This window comes from Paraburkholderia sp. BR14320 (assembly GCF_040948665.1).
Taxonomy (GTDB): domain Bacteria; phylum Pseudomonadota; class Gammaproteobacteria; order Burkholderiales; family Burkholderiaceae; genus Paraburkholderia; species Paraburkholderia youngii.
In genome coordinates, this window is record NZ_JBFPKG010000017.1 from 1 (window position 1) to 26185 (window position 26185).

The window sequence follows — 26185 nt, forward strand, 5'->3', positions numbered from 1 at the left end:
GTTCATCCACCGCCCGGCCGCGCCGAGCGCGGACGAGCATCGCCACAGCTATCAGGCGATCGTCGATGCGTTGCGCGGCCGCACCGCGATCATCCGCACGCTCGATGTCGGCGCGGACAAGGAAGTCGACTATCTGACGCTGCCGCCCGAGCCGAACCCCGCGCTCGGCCTGCGCGGCGTGCGCCTCGCGCAGGTGCGCCCCGATCTGCTCGACGACCAGCTGCGTGGCCTGCTCGCGGTGCGTCCGATCGGCGCCGTGCGCATCCTGCTGCCGATGATCACCGACGCGGGCGAACTGATCCGCATCCGCAAGCGTATCGACGAACTCGCACGCGAAGCGGGCAGCACCGAGCCGGTCGAAGTGGGTGTGATGATCGAAGTGCCGTCGGCTGCATTGCTCGCCGATCAGCTCGCACAGCACGCCGATTTCCTGTCGATCGGCACCAACGACCTGACCCAATACACGCTCGCGATGGACCGCTGCCAGCCCGATCTCGCGGCGCAGGCGGACGGCCTGCATCCGGCGGTGCTGCGGCTGATCGCGGCGACCGTCGAAGGTGCAGCGAAGCACGGCAAATGGGTCGGCGTGTGCGGCGCGCTCGCCGGCGACCCGCTCGCGATGCCGCTGCTGGTGGGCCTGGGCGTGACCGAGCTATCGGTCGACCCGGTCTCGGTGCCCGGCATCAAGGCACGCGTGCGCACGCTCGACTATCAGTTGTGCCGTCAGCGTGCCCGCGATGCGCTCGCGCTCGACTCGGCGCTGTCGGTTCGAGCCGCAAGCCGCGCGACGTGGCCGCTCGATTGACAGACTAATCAATTGGAGAACCCGCACGCCGTGCGTCCGGCAGTACGGCTGCCTTCACGCGCGGCGCGCTTCTCCGCATCGCTGCACTACTCACCGAAGACGTACCCCCCGAGACAAAACTGGAGATACCGATGGATGCAAATCCGTTTCTGAAGATACAGCGCCTGGGACGCGCGCTGATGCTGCCGATCGCGGTGCTACCGGTCGCCGGCCTGCTGCTGCGGCTCGGCCAGCCCGACGTGTTCAACATCAAGATGATCGCCGATGCGGGCGGCGCGATCTTCGACAACCTGCCGCTGTTGTTCGCGATCGGCGTGGCGGTCGGCTTCGCGAAAGACAATAACGGCGTCGCGGGTCTGGCTGGCGCGATCGGCTATCTGGTGCAGATCGCGGTGATGAAGGACATCAACGACAAGCTCAACATGGGCGTGCTGTCGGGATCATCGCGGGGATCGTCGCGGGGCTGCTGTACAACCGCTACAAGGACATCAAGCTGCCCGACTACCTGGCGTTCTTCGGCGGCAAACGCTTCGTGCCGATCGTGACAGGGGTGGTCTGCGTGGTGCTAGGGATCATATTCGGCCACGTGTGGGCACCGGTGCAGAGCGCGATCGACCTGGCCGGCCACTGGCTCACGACGGCCGGCGCGCTCGGCGCCTTCGTGTTCGGTGTGCTGAACCGCTTGCTGCTCGTCACGGGCCTGCATCACATCCTGAACTCGCTGACGTGGTTCGTGTTCGGCAGCTTCACGCCGGCCGGTGGCGCGGCGGTCACGGGCGACCTGCACCGCTTCTTCGCCGGCGACCCGACCGCGGGCACCTTCATGACCGGCTTCTTCCCGGTGATGATGTTCGGCCTGCCGGCCGCGTGTCTGGCGATGTTCCACGAGGTGCCGAAGGAGCGTCGCGCGGTGGCCGGCGGCCTGCTGTTCTCGATGGCGCTCACGTCGTTCCTAACCGGTGTGACCGAGCCGATCGAGTTCAGCTTCATGTTCCTCGCGCCGGTGCTGTATGCGATCCACGCGCTGCTGACGGGGCTGTCGCTCGCGATCTGCTCGGCGCTCGGCATTCACCTCGGCTTCACGTTCTCGGCGGGCTTCATCGACTACGTGCTGAACTTCGGTCTGTCGACGAAGGGCTGGTGGGCGATTCCGCTCGGCCTCGTGTACTCGGTCGTGTACTACGGTCTGTTCCGCTTCTTCATCCGCAAGTTCAACATGGCGACGCCGGGTCGTGAGCCCGCCGCTGCGGAAGAGCAAGTCGAGTCGTTCGCGGCGGGTGGTTTCGTCGCGCCGGCGGCCGGTGCGGCCGTGCCGCGTGCGCAGCGTTATATCGCGGCGCTCGGCGGGGCGGCGAACCTGTCGGTCGTGGATGCATGCACTACGCGTCTGCGTCTGTCGGTCGTCGATGCGGACAAGGTCTCCGAAAGCGAACTGAAGTCGATCGGCGCGCGTGGCGTGCTCAAGCGCGGCGCGAACAACGTGCAGGTGATCATCGGACCGGAAGCGGACATCATCGCCGATGAGATGCGTACGGCGATCGCGCAGGGGCAGGGCGACGCAGTGAAGGTGGCTGCTTCTGTAGCGGCGCCGGCTGCTGCCGCGCCGGTCGCGCGAAACCTTGGGCACACCGATGGCGCGCAAGGCGGTCCGCTCGACCCCGATCCGCTGCGCTGGCTCGCCGTGTTCGGCGGCGCGGGCAACGTGGTATCGCTCGATGCGGTGGCGGCGACGCGTCTGCGCGTGGTCGTGCGCGATCCGTCGGCGGTCGATCGTCAGCGTCTCACGACGCTCGATACGGCATGGGTGTCGACCGACACGTTCCATATCGTCGTCGGCGAGGCCGCGCAGCGCTATGCGCAGAAGCTGGCCGAGCGCCTGTCGTCGCAAGGCGGTGGCGCGGGCGCGGCGCCGGTGCCGGCTTGATCGGTTGATGGCTGTCGGCGATTGTTGAGATAAGAAAGCGGCACCTTTTCCCAAGGTGCCGCTTTCGCGTTTACGACCAAAGCGTGCCGCCTAGCGAGTCACCTGTTTTGCCGAGCGCGCCAACTCGCGCGATTCGAGCCACATCACATTGACGACACCGAACGCCAGTGCGACGCCAACGCCGAGAATCCAGCTGAAATACCACATCACGAACTCCTGTTTTCCTGTTGGAGCATGGTGCCGCTCAATACATCGAATGGTGGTTTTCCTTGATCGCCGCGGCGGTCACCTTGCCGCGCATCACGCGATACACCCAGCCGGTATAGAGCAGGATGATCGGCAGGAACAGGATCACCGCGAACAGCATGATCTCGAGCGTCATCTGGCTCGACGTCGAATCCCACATGGTCAGGCTGCTGCGGCCGTCGAGTGATGAAGGCATGATGAATGGGAACATCGCGAAGCCCGCGGTCAGGATCACGCCAACGACCATCAGCGACGTCGACAGAAACGCCGTCGCCTCGAAGCGCGAGCGCGCGAGCAGCACGGCGAGCACCCCGCCGACGAGACCCGCGAGCGGCGCGATCGCCGTCCACGGATAGAGCGCGTAGTTGTTCAGCCACAAACCCGGCGCGCCGATCACGGTCTTCATCAACGGATTGGAGACCGCGTCGAGCGGCGGCATGTCGACGATCTGATAGCCGCCGATCATCGTCGCGACGAGCGCGCCCGCGACGAGAAACAGCACCAGCGTGCACAGCGCCGCGAGCCGCAGCGCCTTCGACGCGCGCTCGTGAACCTCGCCATCGGTCTTCCACTTGACGAACGCCGCGCCGTGCGCGGCCAGCATCGACACGCTGACGAGACCCGTCAGCAGCGCGAACGGATTGAGCAGGCCGAAGAAGCTGCCGTGATAGGTGACGCGCAGATCGGTATCGAACGAGAACGGCACGCCTTGCAGCAGATTGCCGAACGCGATGCCGAACACCAGCGCCGGCACGAAGCCGCCGATGAAGAGGCCCCAGTCCCACGCGTTGCGCCAGCGCGGATCCTCGCGCTTGCCGCGATAGTCGAAGCCGACCGGGCGGAAGAACAGCGCGAACAGCACCAGCAGCATCGCGAAGTAGAAGCCCGAGAACGATGCCGCATAGGCGAGCGGCCACGCCGCGAACATCGCGCCGCCCGCGGTCACGAACCAGACCTGGTTGCCTTCCCACGTCGCGCCGACCGTGTTCACGACGATGCGGCGCTCGGAGTCCGTTTTGGCGATGAACGGCAGCAGGATCGCCGCGCCCATGTCGAAGCCGTCGGTGAGCGCGAAGCCGATCAGCAGTACACCGATCAATACCCACCAGATCAGTTTGAGGGCTGCGTAGTCCATATGGCTTATTCCTCTGAGGCGGTGTGGCGGCGCGTCACGCGGCCGTGTTCGACAGCGGCTGCGACACCTGCTGCTCGATCTCGTGGTGATAGCGGCCCGTATGCAGCGACGAAGGGCCGAGCCGCGCGTACTTGAACATCAGCATGATCTCGATGACGAACAGCCCCGTGTAGAACAGCACGAAGCCGGCGATGCTCAGGTACAGATCGCGCGGCGTCAGCGTCGATGCGGCCAGGTTGGTCGGCAGAATGCCCGCGATGCTCCACGGCTGGCGGCCCATTTCCGCGACGATCCAGCCGAGTTCGGCGGCAAGCCACGGCAGCGGAATCGCGATGACCGCCCAGCGCAGGAACCAGCGACGCTTTTCGAGCAGCAGCGTGCGCTGCGCGCAGAACCAGAACGCGAGCACGAAGGTCGCGAGGAACAGCAGGCCCAGGCCGACCATCATGCGGAACGAGAAGAACAGCGGCAACACTGGCGGAATCGTGCTCTTTGCCGCGGCCGCGATCTGCTCTGGCGTCGCATCAGTGACGTTCGGCGTGAAGCGCTTGAGCAGCAGGCCGTAGCCGAGATCGTCCTTGTACTTGTCGAACGCGGCGTGCGCTTCGTCGCTCGAGTCGCCGCCTTTCAACTTCTGCAGCGCCGAGAAGGCGAGCATGCCGTTCTTGATGCGCCCCTCGTTTTCGGCGATCAGGTCGCGCAGGCCGACCACGGGTTCGCTCAGCGAGCGCGTCGCGATGATGCCGAGCGCGTACGGCACGCGGATCGCGTAGTCGGTGCGCTGCTCCTTTTGGTTGGGAATACCGAATACCGTGAACGGCGCCGGCGCGGGCGCGGTCTCCCATTCGGACTCGATCGCGGCGAGCTTGACCTGCTGCACTTCACCGGTGCGATAGCCGGATTCGTCGCCGAGCACGATCACGCACAGCGCCGACGCGAGGCCGAAACCGGCGGCGATCGCGAACGAGCGCAGCGCGAATTCGGTGTCGCGGCGCTTCAATAGATACCACGACGACACCCCGAGGACGAACATCGCCGCGGTCACGTAACCGGCCGACACCGTGTGCACGAACTTCACCTGTGCGACCGGGTTGAAGATCACCGCGCCGATGCTGTCGAGCTCCATGCGCATCGTCTGGTAGTTGAACTTCGCGCCGACCGGATTGTTCATCCAGCCGTTGGCAACCAGAATCCACAGCGCCGACAGGTTCGATCCGAGCGCGACACAGAACGTGACGATCAGATGCTGCACTTTCGACAATCTGTTCCAGCCGAAGAAGAACAGACCGACGAACGTCGATTCGAGGAAGAACGCCATCAGTCCTTCGACGGCGAGCGGCACGCCGAAAATGTCGCCGACGTAATGGGAGTAATAGGCCCAGTTGGTGCCGAACTGAAACTCGAGCGTGAGGCCGGTCGCGACGCCCATCGCAAAGTTGATGCCGAACAGCTTGCCCCAGAACTGCGTCATGTCCTTGTAGATCTGCTTGCCGGTCATCACGTAGACCGACTCCATGATGACGAGCAACCAGGCGAGGCCGAGCGTGAGCGGCACGAACAGAAAGTGATAAAGCGCCGTGATGGCGAACTGGAGCCGCGACAGTTCTACGACTTCGCTAACGGGCATGTTGATCACCTCCGGACGGATGCGGGGCGGGCACCGACAGCAGCGCCTGCGTGACCTGCTGAGGCGGCAGCATCATGTGCTCCGCCTGCGGATGACTAAAGAATGTGAACTTGAGCGCCAGCAGTAGAGCGAACTTGATGGCGAGGATGATGGCAATATCGCGCGCCAGCGTGGGACCGCGCACCCACCTGGTGAACCCGCCGCACAAGCGCGACCGGACAGTGCTGCTGCGATTGAGGGCTAGGGTCATGATCGGTCGAAAGACGACTTCACGCCGGAGAGTCCGGCCGGATCCAGACCGCCCTTGCCGTCAGGCAGTCTGGCGAATGCATGCCGATTGTAGGAGGGGAACCTCGCGCGCTCAGAGTTAGCCATGCGGCATCAGGTCGCGAAACTTGCTGCGTCTGTGCAGTATTGCTACCGGACTTGCGATACGTCAAGAAAGGCTTACCGGCCTCGACAGGCCGGCTTGGGGATAGGCCGACGCGAATGCGCGCCGGCCGGGGGGCGCACGAATGGGCGAAAGGAATGAAAAAGCCCCGCCGTCTTGCGAGGGCGGGGCTCGAGTGCGATGGCCGCTAAATAGTACGCGACCGGCTACCGTGCGTCGCTTTTACCGATCTCTTGGGCAGGACACATTCGACGCGCGCATGGCTTCGACGCATTTACGCGTATTCGGTCAGCGCGCCGCGCATCTTCTTCATCGCGCTGGCTTCGATCTGCCGGATACGCTCGGCCGACACGCCGAACTCGTCGGCCAGCTCGTGCAGCGTGGAGCCGCCCGAGCCGTCGTCGGCCACCTTCAGCCAGCGCGCTTCGATGATGCGGCGGCTGCGCGGATCGAGCGCGTCGAGCGCGCTTGCGATGCCGTCGCTTTGCAGCCGGTCGCGCTGACGCGAAGCCAGCACGGCGGTCGGCTCGCTATGCGAGTCGGCCAGGTAGGCGATCGGCGCGTACGACTCTTCACCGTCTTCGACCTGACCTTCGAGCGCGATATCGCCGCCCGACAGACGCGTTTCCATCTCCGCGACCTCTTCGCGCTTCACGTTCAGTTCCTTCGCGAGACCTTCGATCTCGTCCGGCGTGAACGCGCCGAGGCCCTGCTTGTGGCTGCGCAGGTTGAAGAACAGCTTGCGCTGCGCCTTGGTCGTGGCGACCTTCACCATGCGCCAGTTGCGCAGGATGTATTCGTGGATCTCTGCCTTGATCCAGTGCATCGCGTACGACACGAGGCGTACGTTTTGCTCGGGATCGAAGCGCTTGACCGCTTTCATCAGGCCGATGTTGCCTTCCTGGATCAGGTCGGCGTGCGGCAACCCGTAACCCAGGTAGTTACGCGCGATCGACACGACGAGTCGCAGGTGCGACAGCACGAGGCGGCGTGCGGCCTCCAGATTGTCGTGTTCGCGCAATTCGGTGGCGAACTGGCGTTCTTCCGCCGGCGTCAGCATTGGAATCCGGTTGACCGCCTGAATGTAGGCGTCGATGTTGCCCAGTTGACCGGACAGCAGCGAGGAATGCGAGAGCGCCAGTGCACCTGCCGGAGCGGCCTTAGCCGACGACGGGCTCAAAGTACTCGGAAGGGTCATTGCATGGCTCACGTGTGAAGCTCCTTTGGAATCAGACAATAGCGTACTCAGTAAACGACTCCAGCGATGGATGTTAGCACTCAGATCTGCCGAGTGCTAATACTTAGAGGTCGCAGGGGTATCCAAGTTCCCGAAAATCCTATTGAATCTTGACTTCTGATAGCCATCATACGCTCTATTTGCGCTGTGTGTTGAGCCTGTACAAATTACCGTTCGAGGCGGCTGCAGACTCATGATCGACTGACGTCGTCCGGTTTCAGGGAGAATAATTGCCGTTCGGGCGCATTAACTGGAACATACTTGCCCCGGAATCCATGCTTGGAATAAAGGGGGCGCTCGCTTAATAGTCATCAGTATGGGGGCCGAATGAACAAGAAGAATCTTGTGGTCCGTAGACTTACTCTAAAAAGTGCGTTGGCCGTTCTGCTGCTGGGTGCGGCGGGCGCGTCCCAGGCTGACCGGTTCGGCGTGCAAGTGGCCGCCGGCGTCGGTGATCGTCACGTCAAGAGGCTCGATCTCGGCGCGGTCTGGGACCCGAACCTCACCTGGTGGCAGATCGGCGACTGGCATTTCGCGCTGATCGGCGAGGCGCACGTCGCGTGGTGGCACACCAATGAAGGAAACGTTCACGACAACATCGGCGAGATCGGCGTGATGCCGGTGATCCGCTTCGTCAAGTCGTCGGGTTCAGTGCGGCCATTCATCGAGGTGGGTGCCGGTGTCGGATTGCTGACCAGTCCGCGCATTTCTTCCGACTTCACGTTGGGCACCGCGTTCCAGTTCACCGAGATGGCGGGCGTTGGGCTGCAGTTCGGCGCTCATCAGCAGTATGCCGCCGGCTACCGCTTCCAGCATGTTTCCAATGGCGGTATCAAAGAGCCGAATCCTGGTATAAATTTCAGCCAGCTATATTTGCAATATCACTTCTGACCGTGGCCCCTTGCGGCTCACGGTGTTCGAGGGGCTCTGCAATGGCGGCAAAGATGATCGAAGCGATTCGCGGGCTCGAGCGAGAGCGATTTCGCGCGATGGTCGACGGCGACGGGCAGTCGCTCGACACGCTGCTCGCGGACAACGTGAGCTACGTCCATACGAACGGCAAACGCGAGACGAAGCGACAGTTCATCGACGGGATCACCGCGGGGCGCCGTCGTTATCGGCAAATCGAAGTGCAGTCGCAGGAAGTTTTGCCGGCCGGGCGCGAAACCTACGTGGTCACGGGACGCGCGCTGATCGAGATGGAAGCGAACAACGGCGCGCTGCTGTTCCCGATTGCTTATACCGCGATCCACACGCACGAAGACGGCCAGTGGCGGCTGATCGCATGGCAGGCGACGCGTTGCGCGCTGGAGTGAGATTCTCATCGCGCGGGCGCGCCTCGTGAGCGCGCCCATCCTGGCGGCGGAATGCGGGGTGCGCACTCCTCCGCCGCAAGCTCAAGTCGGATTTACGCGATTACGCAATCGTCAGCTTTATCGCGGCTGTTTGCGCCGTATTCATCGCGCTCGGCATCTGCGTCGCGCGGCTCGCGTGTGCCGCGCATCGCCACTTCTCCCGCATATGGATGCCGCGCGGCCACGGGAAGCCCCGTGCAGTGCTCCGCCACACGCCGGATCGTCGCGAGATCCGAGAAATCCAGACCGCTGTCGATACCCATCGTGTCGAGATTCATCGCGAGCGTGACGAGATCGACGTTGCCGGTGCGTTCGCCATTGCCGAACAGACAGCCTTCGATGCGATCCGCGCCCGCCAGCAGCGCGAGCTGCGCCGCGGCCACCGCGGTGCCGCGATCGTTGTGCGGATGCACCGACAGCACAATGCTGTCGCGGTAGCCGAGGTTGCGGTGCATCCATTCGATCTGGTCGGCGAATATGTTCGGCGTGGCCGCTTCGACGCTCGCCGGCAGGTTGACGATCATCTTGTGATGGCGCGTCGGCCGCCACATTTGCGCGACCGCGTCGCACACCTCGCGTGCGAACGGCAGCTCGGTCGTGTTGAAGGTCTCGGGCGAGTACTGGAAGATCCAGTGTGTGCCCGGCCGCGCCTGCGCATGTTCCTTGATGACGCGCGTGCCTTCGACTGCGAGCGCCTTGATCTCGTCCTTCGATTGCTGAAACACGATGCGCCGGAACGACGGGCAGATCGCGTTATACAAATGCACGATCGCGCGCGGCGCGCCGTCGAGCGCATCGAACGTGCGTGTAATCAGCTCCGCGCGCGACGGCACGAAGACCTCGATCGTGACGTCGTCGGGAATGCGCCGCTCGTCGATCAGCTTGCGCACGAAGTCGAAATCGGTCTGCGACGCCGACGGAAAACCCACTTCGATTTCCTTGAAACCGATCGCGACCAGCATCTCGAAGTACTCGAGCTTCTGCGCGGCGTTCATCGGTTCGATCAGCGCCTGGTTGCCGTCGCGCAGGTCGGTGCTCATCCAGACGGGCGCGGCGTCGATCGTGCGACTCGGCCACTTGCGACCGGTCAGGCGCACGGCGGGAAAGGGGCGGTACTTTTCAGCGGGACTGCGCAACATGGTGAAGTGCCTCATTCGTGGTGTCGTCGGCGGAGGTTGGGACGTCGAGCGGTTGGCCGACTGTCACGCATGCACGATGCGGATGCCCGAGGCAACGTGCATTTGATCCTCTCGCTTCGTCCGCGCGGTAAACGGACGAATACAAACGACGACAAGGTTGTGGAGAACTACGACGGGGTGAAGCGAAACTGCGGGAACTACCGGGAGGACCGCCGACGGCAACCGGAGCTGCCAGCGCGCGGCGCTACGCGTGACTTACGCCAGGCGTAGCGATAGGGGCCGCGCTAGGCGGCCGGAGATAATTCGGAGGGTGTTCGGAAGGGAACGCATGGGGCCAAATGTATGACGGCGTGTGCCGGCCTGTCAACCCGCGACCGTCAGGCCGCCGTCTTCGCGATATCGACGATCAGCTCGACCTGCCGTCCGATCGCGCCCGGCGCCGGTGCTTCGCCGCGCAGCACGGCGTCGATCCAGGCGGCCGTGGTCGCGGCGTCGCGCGCTTCGGGCAGCTCGACTTCGGGCGCATCGGGCGACGAGCGCTCGTGCGGCAGCCGCGTCTCGCAGATGCCGTCATGCAGCCAGTCGACCTGCACCTGGCGGCGCGTATCTGCCACCGCCTCGCCTTCGGTGCCGCGCGCGAGCAGCGCACCGCCGACGGCCGCATCGGGATGCGTGATGAACAGCTGCGTAAGGCTGTCGCGATACGGCGGATGCGTGTAATTCACGAGCCGCAGCCCCGCGGGCGCGAATGGCTGCAGCAGCTTCACCAGCGTATGCGTCGAGTTGCGCACACCCATGCGCCGGCGCAGCGCGAGCAGGCGCGCGAGCTTGGGCGCGAGTACGTCGATCGACGCGAACGCGACGCGACGCTCGGCGAGACCCGCTTCTATCTGCGCGTGCGACTGCGCATGGGCGATGCGCAGATGCGTGAAGATTTCCGCGCTCGTCACGCGACCCGGATCTTCGGTGACGCCGTGCACGAGCACCGGCACGCCTTCGCGCGCGAGCAGCAGCGCAAGCAGCGGCACGAGGTTCGGCTGCTTGCGCGCGCCGTTGTACGACGGAATCGACACGGGCCGAAACGCGCCGTGCGGCAGCCGCACCGGCTCGAACGACATATGCGCTGCGGCCAGCATCGCGGCGAGTTCGTCGGCGGTTTCGCCTTTCACGCGATACGCGAGCAGCACCGCGCCGAGCTCGAGATCGTCGACGCGGCCGTCGAGCATCGCGGTGTAGAGCGCGCGGGTGTCGTCGGCGGTCAGCGCGCGGGCGCCGTTCGGGCCGCGGCCGATTTCCTTGATGAAGCGGGCGCAGGGGAAGGGAGAAGTCGTAGTGGTCGAGTCGGTCATCGTGCGCAGAGGGCGGGTGGCGTGCCGCGCTTGGGCGTCGGCTACGGCATTCGGGAAGCTATTCGGTGTGAGTATCGCATCTATGGCGAGCGGGCGAACAGCGGCGCAGCGGGCACGCGATGACGCGCGACCGCCCGTCTGACACGCACTCGCGCCGTGCCGCGCGTTACACTCGATGTTTCTCGCCGCCTCGGCGGCGCCCATCGAAAAACGGAGAACGGGATGAGTTACGTGTTTGCACCCGCACCGCAGGTCGCGGTGCCGGTCGTCGGGTCGAGCGAGCAGTTCGCGGTGCGCCGCATCTATTGCGTGGGGCGCAACTACGAAGCGCATGCGCGTGAAATGGGCCACGACCCGGACCGCGAACCGCCGTTCTTCTTCTCGAAGCCGGCCGATGCGGTCGTCTACGTCGCGCCGGGCACGACCGGCGAATTCCCGTATCCGTCGCAGACGAAGAACGTCCATTTCGAAATGGAAATGGTCGCGGCGATCGGCGAGGGCGGCAAAGACATCCCCGTCGAGCGCGCGCTCGACCACGTCTACGGCTATGCGCTCGGTCTCGACATGACGCGTCGCGACCTGCAAGGCGAAGCGAAGAAACTGGGCCGTCCCTGGGATACCGCCAAGGGCTTCGATCACTCGGCGCCGTTGGGCCCGATCCATCCGGCTTCAGCAGTTGGTCACATCGGCAAGGGCGCGATCTGGCTTTCGGTGAACGGCGAGGACAAGCAGCGCGCGGACGTGTCGCAACTGATCTGGTCGGTGGCCGAGACGATCGCATATCTGTCGACGCTGTTCGAACTGCGGCCCGGCGACCTGATTTTCACGGGCACGCCGGAAGGCGTCGGCGCGGTCGTGAAGGGTGACCTGATGAAGGGCGGCGTGGACGGACTCGGCGAGTTCAGCGTGCGCGTCGTCTGAGACGGCTTGCGAGCAGGTGGAGGAGGCAGACAACATGAAGCTCTACAGCTATTTCCGTAGCTCGGCGTCGTATCGTGTGCGCATTGCGCTGAACGTGAAGAACCTGTCGTACGACTATGTGCCCGTGCACCTCGTGCGCGAAGGTGGCGAGCAGCTGAAGCCCGAGTATCGCAAGATCAACCCGGACTGCATCGTGCCGACGCTCGCCGACGGCAGTCATTTGCTGCCGCAGTCGCTCGCGATCATCGAGTATCTCGAGGAGACGCATCCGGAGCCGCCGCTGCTGCCGAAGGCGCCGCTCGATCGCGCCTATGTGCGCTCGGTGGCGCTGCAGGTCGCGTGCGAGATTCATCCGCTGAACAATCTGCGCGTGCTGCGCTATCTGAAGCACACGCTGCGAGTCGACGACGACGCGAAGGACGCGTGGTACCGGCACTGGATCGATGCAGGCTTCGCGACGCTGGAGGCGCATCTCGCCGGCGAGGCGCGCACCGGCAAACTGTGTTTCGGCGACACACCGACACTTGCCGACGCGTGCCTGATTCCGCAGGTTTTCAACGCACAGCGCTTCAAGGTCGACACCGCAAAGTTTCCGACGATCCAGCGCATCTACGACTACGCGATGCAACTCGATGCGTTCGCGCGCGCCGCGCCGGGCGTGCAGCCGGATGCGGAGTGAGCGCGGGATCGCGTGACACGGCGACGGCCGCTCGAAACGAAAAAAGGGCACTCTCTGGAGTGCCCTTTTCCTTTTGTTCGCCGCAAGCGGCGAGCGCCGCAGCGCTCACACGTTCGCGCGATCAGCCGCCCAGCAGCGCGTCCGAAAACTCCTCCGCGCTGAACGGCTGCAGATCCTCGACCTTTTCGCCGACGCCGATGAAGTACACCGGAATCGGCCGCTGCCGCGCGATCGCCGCGAGGATACCACCCTTCGCCGTGCCGTCGAGCTTGGTGACGATCAGGCCGGTGAGGCCGAGCGCGTCGTCGAACGCCTTGACCTGCGTGAGCGCGTTCTGGCCGGTGTTGGCGTCGATCACGAGCAGCACTTCGTGCGGCGCGCCGTCCTGCGCCTTGCCGATCACGCGCTTCACCTTGCGCAGCTCTTCCATCAGATGCAGCTGCGTGGGCAGGCGGCCGGCCGTGTCGGCCATCATCACGTCGATCTTGCGCGCGCGCGCGGCGCCGACCGCATCGAAAATCACAGCGGCCGGATCGCCGCTTTCCTGCGCGACCACGGTCACGTTGTTGCGCTGGCCCCAGACGGCGAGCTGCTCGCGCGCGGCGGCGCGGAAGGTGTCGCCGGCGGCGAGCAACACCGACTGGTGAAAGCTCTGCAGATGCTTCGCGAGCTTGCCGATGCTGGTGGTTTTACCCGCGCCGTTGACGCCGGCGATCATCATCACGAGTGGCTGCGCGCGGCCGAGCATTAGCGATTTTTCGAGCGGCTTCAGCAACTCGACGAGCAGCGCGCGCAATGCGGTTTTGACCTGCTGCGGGTCCGTCAGGCGTTCGGTGCGCACTTTCTCGCGCAGCGATTCGAGCAGGAATTCGGTCGCCTCGACGCCGGCGTCCGACATCAGCAGCGCGGTTTCGAGTTCCTCGTACAAGTCCTCGTCGATCTTCGTGCCGACGAAGATGCCGGTCAGGTTCGAACTGGTTTTCGCGAGGCCGCTCTTCAGGCGCGTGAGCCACGAGCGCTTCGCGCCGGCGTCCTGCACGGGCGGCGGGACGATTTCGACGCTGTCGAGGTCGGCGTCTTGCGGTTCGGGCTGCGGCTCGATGATGGTCGTGACCACAGGCGGAGCGGGGGGCGCGGTAGGCGTGACGGGTTCGACGGGCGCAACCTCGGCCTCGTGCGTCGCGTCGTCTTGCGCCGCCAGCGTTTCGTCTGCGGCGGTATCGGACTCTTTCGAACCCTTGAATCGTTTGAAAAAGCTGAACATGATCTGACGTATGGGAGAGCGCGACGATGCGCGCAGCCGGCACGGGACCGGCGAAGCGGTGGGCAGCGCCGGGATGCGAAAGGGCGGGCGCTGGCAGCCGCACATTTTATCAGGCGTGCCGCGGCGCGTCGTATTGGCCGGTCGGCCAGGCTGGACGCGCGCCGCCCCTGTGGTAACGTGGGCGCTCCGGCCCGCGCGCATCGGCGTCGCGGGCATATTCACCACCTAGCTGAAACTGCACGATACTGCATGCCTCGTTTAGCACCTTCACGCGCCGCTGGCGCTTCGTCCAAAGGCGGCAAGCCGCATGCCATTCGCATCATCGGCGGCGACTGGAAACGCACGCCGCTGCCCGTGCTCGATCTGGACGGCTTGCGCCCGACGCCCGACCGCGTCCGCGAAACGCTGTTCAACTGGCTCGGCCAGCGCCTGGACGGCCAGCACTGTCTCGATCTGTTCGCCGGCAGCGGCGCGCTCGGCTTCGAGGCCGCGTCACGCGGCGCGGCGCGCGTGCTGATGGTGGAGCGTCATGCGCGCGCCGCCGGCCAATTGCGCGCGAACCAGCAGCGGCTCGATGCACACGTGATCGAAATTGCCGAGGCGGACGGCCTGCGTCTTGCGGCGAGCCTCGCGCCAGGCTCCTTCGACGTCGTGTTCCTCGATCCACCGTTCGATGCCGACCTGCTCGGCAAGGCGCTCGCGGTGGCCGTGCCGCTCGTGCGCGCCGACGGCTATCTTTATGTCGAGGCCGGCGAAGCGCTCGAACCGACCGCTCATCAGTCGCTCGCGGGCTGGGAGGTCGTGCGGCAGGGCAAGGCGGGCGCAGTGCACTTTCATTTGCTGCAGCGCGAAAATAAGGAATAATGCGCGTTCCAAAAAAGGGCCGGGCGGTTTATCGTCATCCGCGCCGGTGCCAAATGCGTCGCTTGGACGTGCCCTTTTGTCTGAAAAGAGGAGAAGTCTCATGGTAGTCGCCGTGTACCCGGGCACGTTCGACCCGCTGACGCGCGGTCACGAGGACCTCGTTCGGCGCGCGTCGAGCATTTTCGACACGCTGGTGGTGGGTGTGGCCGACAGCCGTGCCAAGAAGCCGTTTTTCACTCTCCAGGAGCGCCTCGCGATCGCGCACGAGGTGCTCGGCCACTACCCGAACGTCCAGGTGATGAGCTTCAAAGGGCTGCTTAAGGACTTCGTGCGGAGCAACAACGCACGGGTGATCGTCAGGGGTCTGCGCGCGGTATCGGACTTCGAGTACGAGTTCCAGATGGCGGGCATGAACCGCTATCTGCTGCCCGACGTCGAGACGATGTTCATGACGCCGTCCGATCAGTATCAGTTCATCTCGGGCACGATCGTGCGGGAGATCGCGCAACTGGGCGGCGACGTCAGCAAGTTCGTATTTCCGTCGGTCGAAAAATGGCTGAAGGAGAAGGTCGCGTCGCTGGATCCGCAGGGCGGTGCCCAGGGGGCGTGAGCCAGAGTCGCGCGAATGGCCGGTTTTGACGGATCATTTAACCGACGCAGTGCAATGTCAGCTACCCTTCGCGGCCTTGGCGAATGCCTCGGCAAGTTTGTCGAAGTGTCGGAGGGCGGCGGGCGTTAGCTCGACCTGTTTGCGGCGAGCATCTTCGGTGTCGTTGAGTAGGAGCCAGCCTTTTTCGCGCATTGACGTGATGCGGGCATGCAAGGTGGCCGGAGACCCGAGCGCGCTTTGGGCCATCATGTCTCGAACCGACAGGCGTTCGTTTTTTTGCCTCATGCGAGCTACGAACTCCAGGATCTTTTCTTCGAGCGGATCGAGCGCGGGAAGTGAGGGAAGACCTCGCAGTGCCTCGGTCAATTGAAGAAATCGAAGATAGATATCAGCAGGGCGGGTCATGACCATCGCTCCAACGAAAACGCCGCTCACCCGAGCGCGAAAAGCGAACCTTTGATACTGCCCAGCGGCAACCGGGCCTCTTTATTTTATCTCCATGTCTAGCTTGGGCGGGCGCTGACGGCACTTCAGGGGCGCGATGGCGACACGCTCATATCGCCTCTCTACGGAGTGCGTATGGCCCTATGGTCGTCGACCAGGGGGCGAAGGCCGTACGGTGCTACGTGCTCGTAGAGGATCGGCCAATCGACAGCGAGTAGCGGAATCGTCGGGTCTTTCCGGCACCAGTACGCGACAAACTGCGCCCAGCTCCCGAGGAATATTCCTTCGCCGGAACTCAGCAAACACGGAGGGCGCGCGACCGGCGGAACCAGCATCCGCGGCATTCCCGCCGCGAGGATTTCAAGGGCGTCCGACGATTCGCGTGACGCCAGCAGACTGTCCTCGGTGCCGGCCAAGTATCGACGTACTTCTTCCGCTACGCGTGTGCTGCGAAGCTCAAGGTAAGAAGCCCGGATTTCATCGAGAACGGAAGTGGGCACACGCGAATAATTGGAGTCCCCCAGTCTTTCCAATGCGGCGCGCCTGACGAAGTGAGGAAGCGCCCCCAACGTTGTTTCGCTGCCAAGCAACGCGTCCTGAAAGACGGAATAGCACGCGAGCCATGGAGCAGGCGCGAGGCCCACGGGGCGGCGTGCAGATGCCCACCGGTTCGACCGGCTAGCGCTTTCCGTTCCAGTCTGCTCTCTCAGGTTCATTGCTATAAAAAACATATCGATATGGACGTGACTCTACACTCTTGTCGAGCCCGGCATAAAGCTATACATGGGTTTTCGGTCGCATCGCGCCGAACTTAAGGGCTCCGCGAAATTTTTCCGTGAGCGTCGCGATGACGCTGACCTAAAGCCTGCTGCCTGTCCTCGCGAAATGCCATATATGCACGCTATGATGCCTTCGGCAAAAGCAACCGAGGATGGCTCACCGCAATGTCTAGCTTACGTTTGCATTTTTGGTCGATCGTTGGGACTGTGATTGCGTTCCTGGTGTCACTGTGGATCAATCAGGAGCTGTTCGCGCACACGTCTTTCGTGCGAGGAGTCAACTGGGTTTACCTGCCGTCTGGTGTTCGGCTTCTCAGCACGTTGCTGCTTGGATTCGATGGTGCGATTGGCCTGCTGCTTGCCGGACTGATTACCGACTTTCTCTACTGGTTTCCGCATGACCCGGTGCGTGCAACAGCAGGCGCTTTGCTTGGGTCTTTGGCGCCGTATCTGGTGTACCGATTTGCGCTCGAGTATTACGATCTGCGCGCATCGCTGACGAACCTGACGCCGAAGCGGCTTCTCGTTCTGGCTGTCGCCTATTCGGTGGCAAATCCGCTGTTTCATCACCTGTGGTTCGCGCTGACCGGTACGACGAAGAACTGGTTCGAGAGCTTCTTCACGATGTTCGTGGGCGATCTGACCGGCGCGCTGATCATGCTCTATGTGATGAAGTGGCTGCTGGCCTTGTTGCCGAAACAGCCCGGCAATTCCCGCATATCGAATGGCATGTTCAGCATCCAGTTGGCGTTGTACAGCGCATACGCGAACCAGTTGGCAACCAAATCGACCTAGCCAGGCAGCACAGTCGCCCATGATGCTGGCGCGGGATTGCACGACCGTGCGGAGGCGAAAAAGCTATAATGTATTGTTTTATCTAGCAAAGTTGGTGGCAGCATGGCCCTGATGATTACCGACGAGTGCATCAATTGCGACGTCTGCGAGCCCGAGTGCCCGAACGACGCGATTTCGATGGGTCCGGAAATCTATGTGATCGATCCGAAGAAGTGCACCGAGTGCGTCGGTCATTTCGACGAGCCACAGTGCATCCAGGTGTGCCCGGTCGAGTGCATCCCGCGTGACCCTAATCACCTGGAAACGCCCGAAGGTTTGATGGCGAAATATCACGCGTTGCAGGCCGCCAAGGGCACCTGACGTGCGCGGGTGACGCGCAAAAGAAAACGGCGAAGGCCTGCGGGCCTTCGCCGTTTTTTTCCGGCCGCGTTTCCCTTATCCGACGTAAGCGCTGAAAATACCCCGCAACGCGTCGAGCAGGATGTCGCATTCGGCGTCGGTGCCGACCGAGATCCGCAGATGCTGGTCAATCCGCGGTGCGTTGAAGTGCCGCACGAAAATTTCCTTTTCCCGCAGCCGCGACGCGAGCGTCGCTGCGTCGTACCCTTGATGCCGCGCAAACAGCAGATTCGCGGCCGACGGCACCACCTCGAAGCCGAGCGCGGTCAATTCCGCCGCGAGCCGTTCACGGCTCGCGATCACCTTCGCGCAGCATTCGCGAAACCACGCGTCGTCTTCGTACGCGGCGGTGGCGGCGGCTTGCGCGAGGCGATCGAGCGGGTACGAATTGAAGCTGTCCTTCACGCGATTGAGCGCATCGATCAGCGCCGCATCGCCGAACGCAAAGCCGACGCGCATGCCGGCGAGCGAACGTGACTTCGACACGGTCTGCACGACGAGCAGATTCGGATAGCGGTCGATCAGCGCAATCGCCGACTCGGCACCGAAGTCGACATAGGCTTCGTCGATCACCACGACCGAATCAGGACGGCTCGCGACGAGGCGTTCGATTTCCGCCAGCGGCAGCGGCCGGCCGGTCGGCGCGTTCGGATTCGGAAACAGGATGGCGCCATTGGGCACCGTGTAGTCGTCGACGTTGATCGCGAAGTTCCCGTCGAGCGGGACGGTGCGGTAGTCGACCTCGAACAGCTTCGCGTAGGTCGGATAGAAGCTGTACGTGATATCGGGAAACAGCAGCGGCTTGTCGTGCTTCAGCAAGGCCTGAAATGTCAGCGCGAGCACTTCGTCCGAGCCGTTGCCCGCGAATACCTGGTCGGCGCGGATACCGTGATACGCGGCGACCGTTTCGCGCAGCTTGCGTGCGCTCGGATCGGGATAGCGGCGCAGTGTGTCGGCCGTATCGCCAAGCTCGCGGCGGATCGCGTCGAGCACGCGCGGCGACGGCGGATACGGATTCTCATTGGTGTTCAGCTTCACCGGATGCGCGAGCGCGGGCTGCTCGCCCGGCACGTACGGCGTCAGACGGTGAACGATGTCGCTCCAGTAGCGGCTCAAGCGATTCTCCTCGCGGTTGCGGGTTTCGATGGATGTGGCGCGCGTCAGCTGTTGTTGCGATGCAGTTGCATCATTGCGCGTTCGAGCTCGCCTTTGATGATCTGCGGCATCACCGCGAGCGCGCGCTCGATCGACGCGTCGATGACCTCTTGCTCTTCTCGCCGCGGCGGCTTCAGCACATAGTTCGCGACGTCCGGCTTCGCGCCAGCGCGCGCGGTGTCGGGAATCAGGTCGCGCGGATGGCCGATGCCAATCCGCAGCCGCCAGTATTGCTGCGACGACAGATGCGCGCTGATGTCCTTCAGGCCATTATGCCCGCCGCTGCCGCCGCCGAGCTTCAGCTTGACGCTGCCGGGCGGCATGTCGAGCTCGTCGTGCGCGACGAGTATCTCGTCGGGAAGAATCTTGAAGAATTGCGCAAGCGCGACGACCGATTGACCAGAACGGTTCATGTAGGTCTGCGGCTCGAGCAGATGCACTTCCTCGCCATGCAACCGCGCCTTCGCGTAAAAGCCGTGAAAGCGCCGTTCGTCGCGCAGCGTTGTGCCAGCCTCGCGCGCGAGTTGATCGACCAGCCAGAAGCCGGCATTGTGACGCGTCGCGGTGTATTCGGCGCCCGGATTGCCGAGCCCGACGATCAGCTTGATCATGATTGCGTGAGTCCACCAGGTCCGGAAGTGAAACGCTCCGGACTAAAAAAGCCGAAAAAAAACCCGCCAGGGCGAACCTCGGCGGGTCACATCGACCGTTTCATCGGAAACGGATCGAGAGTATTGCTTGCTTCGAACCGAAAGGCTCTTAAGCAGCCGGCGTTTCGCCGCCTTCAGCAGCAGCAGCGTCTTCAGCGATGGCGCCAGCCGGGATCGTTGCAGCAGCGACCACCGGGTTTTCCGCGTCGACGTGGGCGACGAGCGCCACACCTGCCGGCAGCGGGATGTCCTTCGCGTGAACCGATTGACCGGCTTCGATCTTCGCGAGGTCGACTTCGATGAATTCCGGCAGTGCCGACGGCAGGCACTCGATTTCGATTTCGTTGATGACGTGCGAGATCACCGCGCTCGACAGCTTCACTGCCGGGTTGGTTTCCTGGTTCAGGAAGTGCAGCGGCACCTTGGTGTGCAGCTTCTTCGACGCGTCGACGCGCTGGAAGTCCACGTGCAGCACGAGCTGACGGAACGGGTGGTATTGCACGTCGCGCAGCAGAACCTGTTGCGACTTGCCTGCCACTTCCAGATCGAGGATCGACGAGTGGAAAACTTCTTTCTTCAGCGCGTGCCACAGGGCGTTGTGATCGAGTTCGATCAGTTGCGTGTCAGCACCAGCGCCATAAACGATACCCGGGGTCTTGCCCGAGTTACGCAGGCGGCGGCTCGCACCCGTACCTTGCTGGGAACGCTCGAAAGCGACTACTTTCATGTTGAATCTCCAATGCACTGCCCGCGACCAGGCAGTAAAAACAGGGCCTCGAAGCCGTAATGGCTGAGGCCCGGGACAGCGGCAAGAACCTTCGTCCGTTCATGCCGATTGTGCAAAAACGCCGCGTGTCGCATGAAGCGGTACGCGGCGTCTTCGCAAATGCTTAACTTTCAGCGAACAGCGACATCACCGAATCGCCGCGGCGGATGCGCGAGAACGTTTCGGCCAACAAACCGGCGCTCGTCAGCGAACGGATCTTCGCGCACGAACGGGCTTCTTCGCCGAGCGGGATCGTGTCCGTGACTACGAGTTCGTCGAGTGCGGAGGCGGCGATACGCTCGCCCGCGCCGCCCGACAGAACCGGGTGGGTGGCGTAAGCGAATACCTGCTTCGCGCCGCGTTCCTTCAGAACCTGCGCGGCCTTACACAGCGTGCCTGCGGTGTCGACCATGTCGTCCATGATCACGCAGGTGCGGCCTTCGACTTCACCGATGATGTTCATCACTTCGGCGACATTCGCCTTCGGACGACGCTTGTCAATGATCGCGAGATCGCAATTGAGTTGCTTCGCCAATGCACGGGCGCGAACCACACCGCCGACGTCCGGCGAAACAACCATCAGGTTGTCGTAGTTCTGCTTGCGCAGATCGCCAAGCAGCACGGGCGTTGCGTAGATGTTGTCGACCGGGATGTCGAAGAAGCCTTGAATCTGGTCGGCGTGCAGATCCATCGTGATGATCCGCTCGACGCCGGCGATTTCCAGCATGTTCGCCACGACCTTCGCCGAGATGGCGACACGCGCCGAACGCGGACGACGATCCTGGCGGGCATAACCGAAGTAGGGGATGGCTGCGGTGATCCGGCCAGCGGATGCGCGCTTGAGCGCATCGACCATGATCATCAGTTCCATCAGATTATCGTTAGTCGGCGCGCACGTGGATTGCAGGACGAAGACATCCTTGCCGCGCACGTTTTCCTGAATCTCGACCTGGATTTCACCGTCCGAGAAACGGCTAACCATTGCTTTGCCGAGGGGGATACCGAGGTTTTTGACGACTTCCTGTGCAAGCGCGGGATTTGCGTTGCCAGTAAAAACCATCAGGCCGTCATGGCTGCTCATCATGCACCTACTTCAGGCTGGGGGGCGGGAGAATGTGAATTACTGCGGCGAACTACAGCGAACTACGAGAATTTTTGGCAGGGGAGAAAGGATTCGAACCTTTGCATGCCGGAATCAAAATCCGGTGCCTTAACCAGCTTGGCGACTCCCCTACACTGACTTTGAGCTCCGCCGAACGTGGAGTTTCGTTCGACGATGCAAAACTTATGACGCGAAAGCAAAGAGTGGATGCTGATCCAAGCCCGCGGCTACTGCACTGTTCCATTCGCCGGGCAGCTTGGCTTGCGCCGCTTCTGCTTCAGCTTTGCTACGGAACGCTGCAAAAACACTGGCACCCGACCCGGACATCCGCGCTGGCGCGATGTTCTCAAACCACCGCAACACTTGCGCTACTTCCGCGTACTTTCCTACTACAACCTGCTGCATGTCATTCCGACCGAAGCTTTCTGGCCAATCGGTGTTGCAGCTGTGTTCTGCAGGAAAGTCCGTAATTATGAGAGGCTTTGTATCTCTTGTCAACGCTTTTTCGGAAAAAATCGCTGCAGTTGGAACCTGCACCCTCGGCGTCACTACCAGAAAGTGACGCGGCGGCAATTGTACAACGTCTAATGATTCTCCGACACCCTCTGCGAACGCATTTTTTCCAAATACAAAGAAGGGCACGTCCGCGCCGAGCTTCAACGCAAGATCCTGCAACTTCTGACGCCGCAGATCGAGCTTCCACAGACGATTGAGCGCGAGCAGCGTCGTCGCAGCGTCGGAACTGCCGCCACCGAGGCCCGCGCCCATCGGCAGGCGCTTGTCGATTTCGATATCGACACCTTCGCGAGAACCCGAATGCGACTTCAGCAACATCGCGGCCCGTACCGTCAGGTCATGCTCAGGTGGCACGTCGGCGATTTCGGTGCGGCGCGTGATGAGACCGTCATCGCGTCGTGTGAAGTGCAGCGTGTCACCCCAGTCGAGCAACTGGAAGACCGTTTGCAGCGTGTGATAACCATCCGGCCGACGGCCGGTGATGTGCAGGAAGAGATTGAGTTTCGCTGGCGCGAGACAGTCGCGCAGCGAATCGGTTGTTTCGATCATGAGTGAAGGCTACATGCGCCACGGTGGCGCCAAACGGGTAGCAAGGTTACGTGAGCGGATGCCGGGACAAAAGCCCCAGCAACGACGACTCACTGATCCAGCACGAGCTTGATGTCGAGCGGCGGCTCCGAGCGACTCAGATTGACGCGCTTCACGCCGGTGGCTGGTGCATCGGCATAGGCGACATAGTCGATCGTCCAGCCATCCTGGGTGATCTGCTTCAGGCGCGACGGTTGATCCGGATCCTTCTCGGTCTGCGCGCGCGAGGTCGGCGCCGGCGACGGCTGCAGCCAGTAGCGTAATCCTTCGACCGGCAGCGCGAAGCCGAGCGCGTTCTGCATCAGCGTCGACACGTTATCGGCGGTGAGCGGCTGGCGGTTCGGCAACTCGAGCGTCGCCGAAGCCGGCGACGAGGTCACGATGGCCAGCGTCTGGCCGAGCGGATTGCGCAATTGCAGCGTGACGGTGTCGCCGGTTTCCTGCCACGAGAAATTGCCGTAGGCGTTGCGCTGCTGGCCGTTCTGATCGTTGTACTGAACCGCGAAGCGGCCCTGATACGAGCGGCTCGTCTGCGCGGTGACTTCGGTCGCGGCGTTCGACGTGGACGGCCCCTGCGGCTTTACGGACGCGCAGCCGGCCAATGCGACGACCGCTGCCGCCGCGCAACCAAGCGCGATGCCGCGCGGCGCCATGGAAAAAGAAATCAAACGGGAAAGACGCATCAAAGATCGTTTACCTGAAGACGTTGCAACGTTTTGACGAGAGTCTCGTTGTTGGGTTCGAGCTTGCGCGCCTCGCGGAACGCGGCGCGCGCCTGTTCCTGTTCGCCGGCTTTCCACAGCACTTCGCCGAGGTGCGCGCCGATCTCTGCGTTCGGCTGGAGGCTGTATGCCTTGCGCAGCAGCTTGATCGCATCAGCCGTGTTACCCATCCGGTACTTGACCCAGCCGACGCTGTCCATGATGAACGCATCGTTCGGGGCAAGCGCCGAGGCCTTCTCGACCAGCATGTCTGCCTCCGGCAGGCGCTGGTTGCGATCGGCGAGCGAATAGCCGAGCGCGTTATATGCCTGCGGATTGTCCGGCTGCGTCTGGATCAGCTTGCGCAACTGCGCTTCCATGACGTCGTAATGGCCGGTTTTTTCGGCGGCCATCGCGTAGTCGTAGGTGAGGTCGGGGTCGTCGGGAAAGTTCGCCGTGGCTTGCTGCAGACGCGCTTCGGCCTCCGGGTAGCGCTTCGCGTCGAACAGGATCGCTGCATCGGTGCGTGCGATCAGCGCCACGTCACGCGGATCCGAGGTCTGCAAGTTGGCGAGCAACTGGCGCGCCTCTTCGGTCTTGCCCTGCTTCGCGAGCAGTTGGGCGCGCGTGATCTGCGCGGCCAGATATTGCTGACTCGCCGGCGAGATCTTGTTCAGCCAGTCGCTCGCGGCCGCCTCATTCTTCTGTTCGAGCGCTAGCTGCGCGAGATAGATGTAGGCTTGGCCCGCATCGGCGCCCGCCGTCTTCTCGGCCTGCTGCGCGTATTGGATCAGATAGGCCTGCGCGTCGGGGAGATTCTTCTGCTGGATCTTGATCAGTGCGAGCGCCATCAACGGCGTCAGGTCGTTGGCGTTTGCCTTGCGCATGATCTCGAACTGCTTCTGCGCGTCGTCGAGACGGTCGCTCGCGAGATACATCTGCGCGAGCGCGAGCCGCGCGTCATGCGATTTCGGATTCTGCTGCACGTACTTTTCGAGCGACGCGATGCCTTCCTTGCGCTCCTCCGGGCCCATTTGCGACAGCACCAACGCTGCGGGCAGATAGTCGGGCTTGATCGTGAGCGCCTGCTCGAGCGACTTTCGCGCACCCGGCGCGTCGTCGGCCAGCAGCTGCTGGCGCGCGACGGCCAGTTGCGCTTCCGGCCGCTTCATATCGTTCTTCAGCAGGTCCTGCAACACGTGCAGGCCACCGACGCGGTTCGGGCCGCGCGACAACAGCAATTGCAGCGCGAGGATCGCGCTGCCGCGATTTTCCTCAGGTACCTTCGCGAGTTCCTGCGACAGGATCGGCGACGCATCGTCGGGCCTGCCGGACAGCACGAGCAGCGACGCGTCGAGTTGCGCGGCGCGTTCCGAACCGGGCGCGTACTGTTGCCACAGTTGCGCGGCGGCGAGCGCGTCCGACGGGCTCTGCGCGGCCAGCGCGATTTCGGTGGCGCGTTGCGCCATGCGCGGGTCGTGCGTGTCGCGCGCGAGCGCGAGGTAGGTCTGATAGGCCGGCGCCGGCTGATCGCGCTGCAGCGCGATCTCGGCGGCCAGCACCTGGAAGACGATCTGGCTTGACAGCGGCACCCCGGGCAGCGACTTTTCGTCTTCCGGGGTTGACGGACCCAGCGGGTCCGGCATCGTGACCGACGTGTCGTCGGAATCTGGCGACTGGTCCTGCGCATGCGCGGGCACGGCGGCCAGCGCCCACAATGCGAGCGCACCTGCACCAAGGATCCGGCGCGCGGACACGGCGAGCGGCACGTTGGACACACGCGCGCGGCGCTTTGAAAGCAGCTTCACGAAGGACACGTTCATGGAAATCCGTTCAATGTTTCAGTCGATTGTAACGCGCTCGCTACAATACGCGCACAACCACTCACGCAAGTAGCAGACCAATCAGCCATGCCAGAGTTACCAGAAGTCGAGGTTACCCGACGAGGGATCGAACCGTATGTGTCCGGGCGCAAGGTTGAGCGCGTGGATGTGCGGACGACTGCGCTGCGCTGGCCGATTCCGGCCGACCTTGCGAAAACCTTGCGTGGCCATGTGGTGCGCAAAGTCGAGCGACGCGGCAAGTATCTGCTGTTCGAAATCGACGCAGGGTGGTTCATCGTGCACCTCGGCATGACGGGCACGTTGCGCGTTCTGCGTCATGTGCCGCATCCGCCGGCCGCGGCGAAGCACGATCATGTGGACTGGATCTTCGACGACTTCATCTTGCGCTATCGTGATCCGCGCCGCTTCGGCGCGGTGCTGTGGCATCCGCGCGAGGAAGGCGACATCCTCGAGCATCCGCTGCTCGCGAGCCTTGGCGTCGAGCCTTTCTCGCCGGCGTTTTCGGGCGCGCTGATGCATCGGTTGACGCGCGGGCGCAAGGTGTCGGTGAAGCAGGCTCTGCTGGCGGGCGACATCGTGGTGGGCGTGGGCAATATCTACGCGTCGGAAAGTCTCTTTCGCGCGGGCATCCGGCCGACCACCGCGGCGGGCCGCGTGTCGCTCGTGCGTTATGAACTGCTGGCCGATGCCGTGCGCGTGACGCTCGCCGCCGCGATCGACAAGGGCGGCAGCACACTGCGCGATTTCGTCGGCAGCAACGGCGAAAGCGGCTATTTCCAGCTCGACTACTTCGTCTATGATCGCGCGGGCCTGCCATGCCGTGTGTGTGGAACGCCAATCAAACAGATCGTGCAGGGACAACGCTCCACGTACTTCTGTCCCACTTGCCAGCGTTAAATT

Annotated in this window: 26 protein-coding genes, 1 tRNA gene and 2 pseudogenes; 12 read left to right on the forward strand and 17 right to left on the reverse strand. The window is 63.3% G+C overall.

The window, feature by feature from the left end:
* The 3 genes and pseudogenes from AB3X89_RS17575 to AB3X89_RS17585 form a co-directional block, all read left to right on the forward strand.
* Positions 1–805: putative PEP-binding protein (locus tag AB3X89_RS17575; protein WP_368584404.1), on the forward strand; the 805-nt coding region annotated here is incomplete at its 5' end.
* A 179-nt stretch (positions 806–984) separates the two neighbouring features.
* Positions 985–2243 (forward strand): annotated as a pseudogene (locus tag AB3X89_RS17580) (PTS transporter subunit EIIC); the annotation flags it as partial.
* Positions 2244–2330: 87 nt separating this feature from the next.
* On the forward strand, positions 2331–2729 hold the full coding sequence (locus AB3X89_RS17585; protein WP_368584511.1) for a PTS transporter subunit EIIB: 399 nt from the start codon (positions 2331–2333) through the stop codon (positions 2727–2729).
* Between the two features lie 90 nt (positions 2730–2819).
* On the opposite strand, the gene cydX is transcribed toward AB3X89_RS17585, so the two are convergent.
* The 5 genes from cydX to rpoH all read right to left on the reverse strand — a co-directional run bounded on the left by cydX (position 2820) and on the right by rpoH (position 7338).
* The gene (gene cydX / locus AB3X89_RS17590) at positions 2820–2936 is read right to left on the reverse strand and encodes a cytochrome bd-I oxidase subunit CydX (protein WP_368584405.1); all 117 of its coding nucleotides are present in this window, start codon (positions 2934–2936) and stop codon (positions 2820–2822) included.
* A gap of 37 nt (positions 2937–2973) precedes the next feature.
* Positions 2974–4110 (reverse strand): cytochrome d ubiquinol oxidase subunit II, encoded by a 1137-nt coding sequence (gene cydB / locus AB3X89_RS17595; RefSeq protein ID WP_368584406.1) that lies wholly within the window; start codon positions 4108–4110, stop codon positions 2974–2976.
* A gap of 34 nt (positions 4111–4144) precedes the next feature.
* A complete protein-coding gene (locus tag AB3X89_RS17600; protein ID WP_368584407.1) occupies positions 4145–5737 on the reverse strand; it encodes a cytochrome ubiquinol oxidase subunit I in 1593 nt (530 codons plus the stop codon).
* Positions 5727–5987, reverse strand: coding sequence for a cytochrome oxidase putative small subunit CydP (gene cydP / locus AB3X89_RS17605; RefSeq protein WP_368584408.1), 261 nt, complete (start codon positions 5985–5987; stop codon positions 5727–5729). Before cydP ends, AB3X89_RS17600 begins: the two co-directional genes overlap by 11 nt.
* A 415-nt stretch (positions 5988–6402) precedes the next feature.
* Entirely contained in the window at positions 6403–7338 is a 936-nt protein-coding gene (rpoH, locus tag AB3X89_RS17610; RefSeq protein WP_368584409.1) for an RNA polymerase sigma factor RpoH, read from the reverse strand.
* Positions 7339–7692: 354 nt separating this feature from the next.
* Here rpoH and AB3X89_RS17615 point away from each other — a divergent pair, with 354 nt between their 5' ends.
* Together AB3X89_RS17615 and AB3X89_RS17620 are read left to right on the forward strand one after the other, a co-directional pair.
* Positions 7693–8256 (forward strand): acyloxyacyl hydrolase, encoded by a 564-nt coding sequence (locus AB3X89_RS17615; RefSeq protein ID WP_368584410.1) that lies wholly within the window; start codon positions 7693–7695, stop codon positions 8254–8256.
* A gap of 41 nt (positions 8257–8297) precedes the next feature.
* The gene (locus AB3X89_RS17620) at positions 8298–8681 is read left to right on the forward strand and encodes a nuclear transport factor 2 family protein (RefSeq protein WP_013088304.1); all 384 of its coding nucleotides are present in this window, start codon (positions 8298–8300) and stop codon (positions 8679–8681) included.
* Positions 8682–8872: 191 nt separating this feature from the next.
* Here AB3X89_RS17620 and AB3X89_RS17625 read toward each other — a convergent pair.
* Positions 8873–9859: pseudogene (locus AB3X89_RS17625) on the reverse strand (2-isopropylmalate synthase); the annotation flags it as partial.
* 377 nt (positions 9860–10236) lie between these two features.
* On the reverse strand, positions 10237–11208 hold the full coding sequence (gene ybiB / locus AB3X89_RS17630) for a DNA-binding protein YbiB (protein ID WP_368584411.1): 972 nt from the start codon (positions 11206–11208) through the stop codon (positions 10237–10239).
* Between the two features lie 222 nt (positions 11209–11430).
* On the opposite strand from ybiB, the gene AB3X89_RS17635 reads away from it, so the two are divergent.
* Positions 11431–12129 (forward strand): fumarylacetoacetate hydrolase family protein, encoded by a 699-nt coding sequence (locus AB3X89_RS17635; RefSeq protein ID WP_368584412.1) that lies wholly within the window; start codon positions 11431–11433, stop codon positions 12127–12129.
* 34 nt (positions 12130–12163) lie between these two features.
* Complete coding sequence (maiA, locus tag AB3X89_RS17640; protein WP_368584413.1) at positions 12164–12808, forward strand: maleylacetoacetate isomerase; 645 nt, start codon at positions 12164–12166, stop codon at positions 12806–12808.
* 121 nt (positions 12809–12929) lie between these two features.
* Here maiA and ftsY read toward each other — a convergent pair whose 3' ends face one another.
* On the reverse strand, positions 12930–14072 hold the full coding sequence (gene ftsY, locus AB3X89_RS17645; RefSeq protein WP_368584415.1) for a signal recognition particle-docking protein FtsY: 1143 nt from the start codon (positions 14070–14072) through the stop codon (positions 12930–12932).
* Positions 14073–14321: 249 nt separating this feature from the next.
* Between ftsY and rsmD the strand changes: the two genes are divergently transcribed.
* Together rsmD and coaD are read left to right on the forward strand one after the other, a co-directional pair.
* A complete protein-coding gene (rsmD, locus tag AB3X89_RS17650) occupies positions 14322–14936 on the forward strand; it encodes a 16S rRNA (guanine(966)-N(2))-methyltransferase RsmD (protein ID WP_368584416.1) in 615 nt (204 codons plus the stop codon).
* A 100-nt stretch (positions 14937–15036) separates the two neighbouring features.
* A complete protein-coding gene (gene coaD, locus AB3X89_RS17655) occupies positions 15037–15546 on the forward strand; it encodes a pantetheine-phosphate adenylyltransferase (RefSeq protein WP_368584417.1) in 510 nt (169 codons plus the stop codon).
* Between the two features lie 57 nt (positions 15547–15603).
* On the opposite strand, the gene AB3X89_RS17660 is transcribed toward coaD, so the two are convergent.
* Positions 15604–15951, reverse strand: coding sequence for a winged helix-turn-helix domain-containing protein (locus tag AB3X89_RS17660; protein ID WP_368584418.1), 348 nt, complete (start codon positions 15949–15951; stop codon positions 15604–15606).
* Between the two features lie 983 nt (positions 15952–16934).
* On the opposite strand from AB3X89_RS17660, the gene AB3X89_RS17665 reads away from it, so the two are divergent.
* Together AB3X89_RS17665 and AB3X89_RS17670 are read left to right on the forward strand one after the other, a co-directional pair.
* Complete coding sequence (locus AB3X89_RS17665) at positions 16935–17564, forward strand: hypothetical protein (protein ID WP_368584419.1); 630 nt, start codon at positions 16935–16937, stop codon at positions 17562–17564.
* Positions 17565–17666: 102 nt separating this feature from the next.
* On the forward strand, positions 17667–17924 hold the full coding sequence (locus tag AB3X89_RS17670) for a YfhL family 4Fe-4S dicluster ferredoxin (protein WP_090802933.1): 258 nt from the start codon (positions 17667–17669) through the stop codon (positions 17922–17924).
* A gap of 75 nt (positions 17925–17999) precedes the next feature.
* Here the strand turns inward: AB3X89_RS17670 and hisC are convergent, their stop codons facing one another.
* The 8 genes from hisC to AB3X89_RS17710 all read right to left on the reverse strand — a co-directional run bounded on the left by hisC (position 18000) and on the right by AB3X89_RS17710 (position 25264).
* Positions 18000–19079 (reverse strand): histidinol-phosphate transaminase, encoded by a 1080-nt coding sequence (gene hisC / locus AB3X89_RS17675; RefSeq protein ID WP_368584420.1) that lies wholly within the window; start codon positions 19077–19079, stop codon positions 18000–18002.
* Positions 19080–19123: 44 nt separating this feature from the next.
* Entirely contained in the window at positions 19124–19729 is a 606-nt protein-coding gene (pth, locus tag AB3X89_RS17680) for an aminoacyl-tRNA hydrolase (protein WP_368584421.1), read from the reverse strand.
* A gap of 148 nt (positions 19730–19877) precedes the next feature.
* On the reverse strand, positions 19878–20495 hold the full coding sequence (locus tag AB3X89_RS17685) for a 50S ribosomal protein L25/general stress protein Ctc (RefSeq protein WP_013088318.1): 618 nt from the start codon (positions 20493–20495) through the stop codon (positions 19878–19880).
* Between the two features lie 163 nt (positions 20496–20658).
* Positions 20659–21615, reverse strand: coding sequence for a ribose-phosphate pyrophosphokinase (locus AB3X89_RS17690; protein ID WP_008921698.1), 957 nt, complete (start codon positions 21613–21615; stop codon positions 20659–20661).
* Positions 21616–21690: 75 nt separating this feature from the next.
* A tRNA-Gln gene (locus AB3X89_RS17695) sits at positions 21691–21767 on the reverse strand.
* A gap of 52 nt (positions 21768–21819) precedes the next feature.
* Positions 21820–22701 (reverse strand): 4-(cytidine 5'-diphospho)-2-C-methyl-D-erythritol kinase, encoded by an 882-nt coding sequence (gene ispE / locus AB3X89_RS17700; RefSeq protein ID WP_368584422.1) that lies wholly within the window; start codon positions 22699–22701, stop codon positions 21820–21822.
* Between the two features lie 89 nt (positions 22702–22790).
* Positions 22791–23423, reverse strand: coding sequence for a lipoprotein insertase outer membrane protein LolB (gene lolB, locus AB3X89_RS17705; protein ID WP_368584423.1), 633 nt, complete (start codon positions 23421–23423; stop codon positions 22791–22793).
* Entirely contained in the window at positions 23423–25264 is a 1842-nt protein-coding gene (locus AB3X89_RS17710; protein WP_368584424.1) for a tetratricopeptide repeat protein, read from the reverse strand. The genes lolB and AB3X89_RS17710 overlap by 1 nt, the downstream gene beginning before the upstream one ends.
* A gap of 87 nt (positions 25265–25351) precedes the next feature.
* On the opposite strand from AB3X89_RS17710, the gene mutM reads away from it, so the two are divergent.
* On the forward strand, positions 25352–26182 hold the full coding sequence (gene mutM / locus AB3X89_RS17715; protein WP_368584425.1) for a bifunctional DNA-formamidopyrimidine glycosylase/DNA-(apurinic or apyrimidinic site) lyase: 831 nt from the start codon (positions 25352–25354) through the stop codon (positions 26180–26182).
* Positions 26183–26185 lie beyond the last annotated feature (3 nt).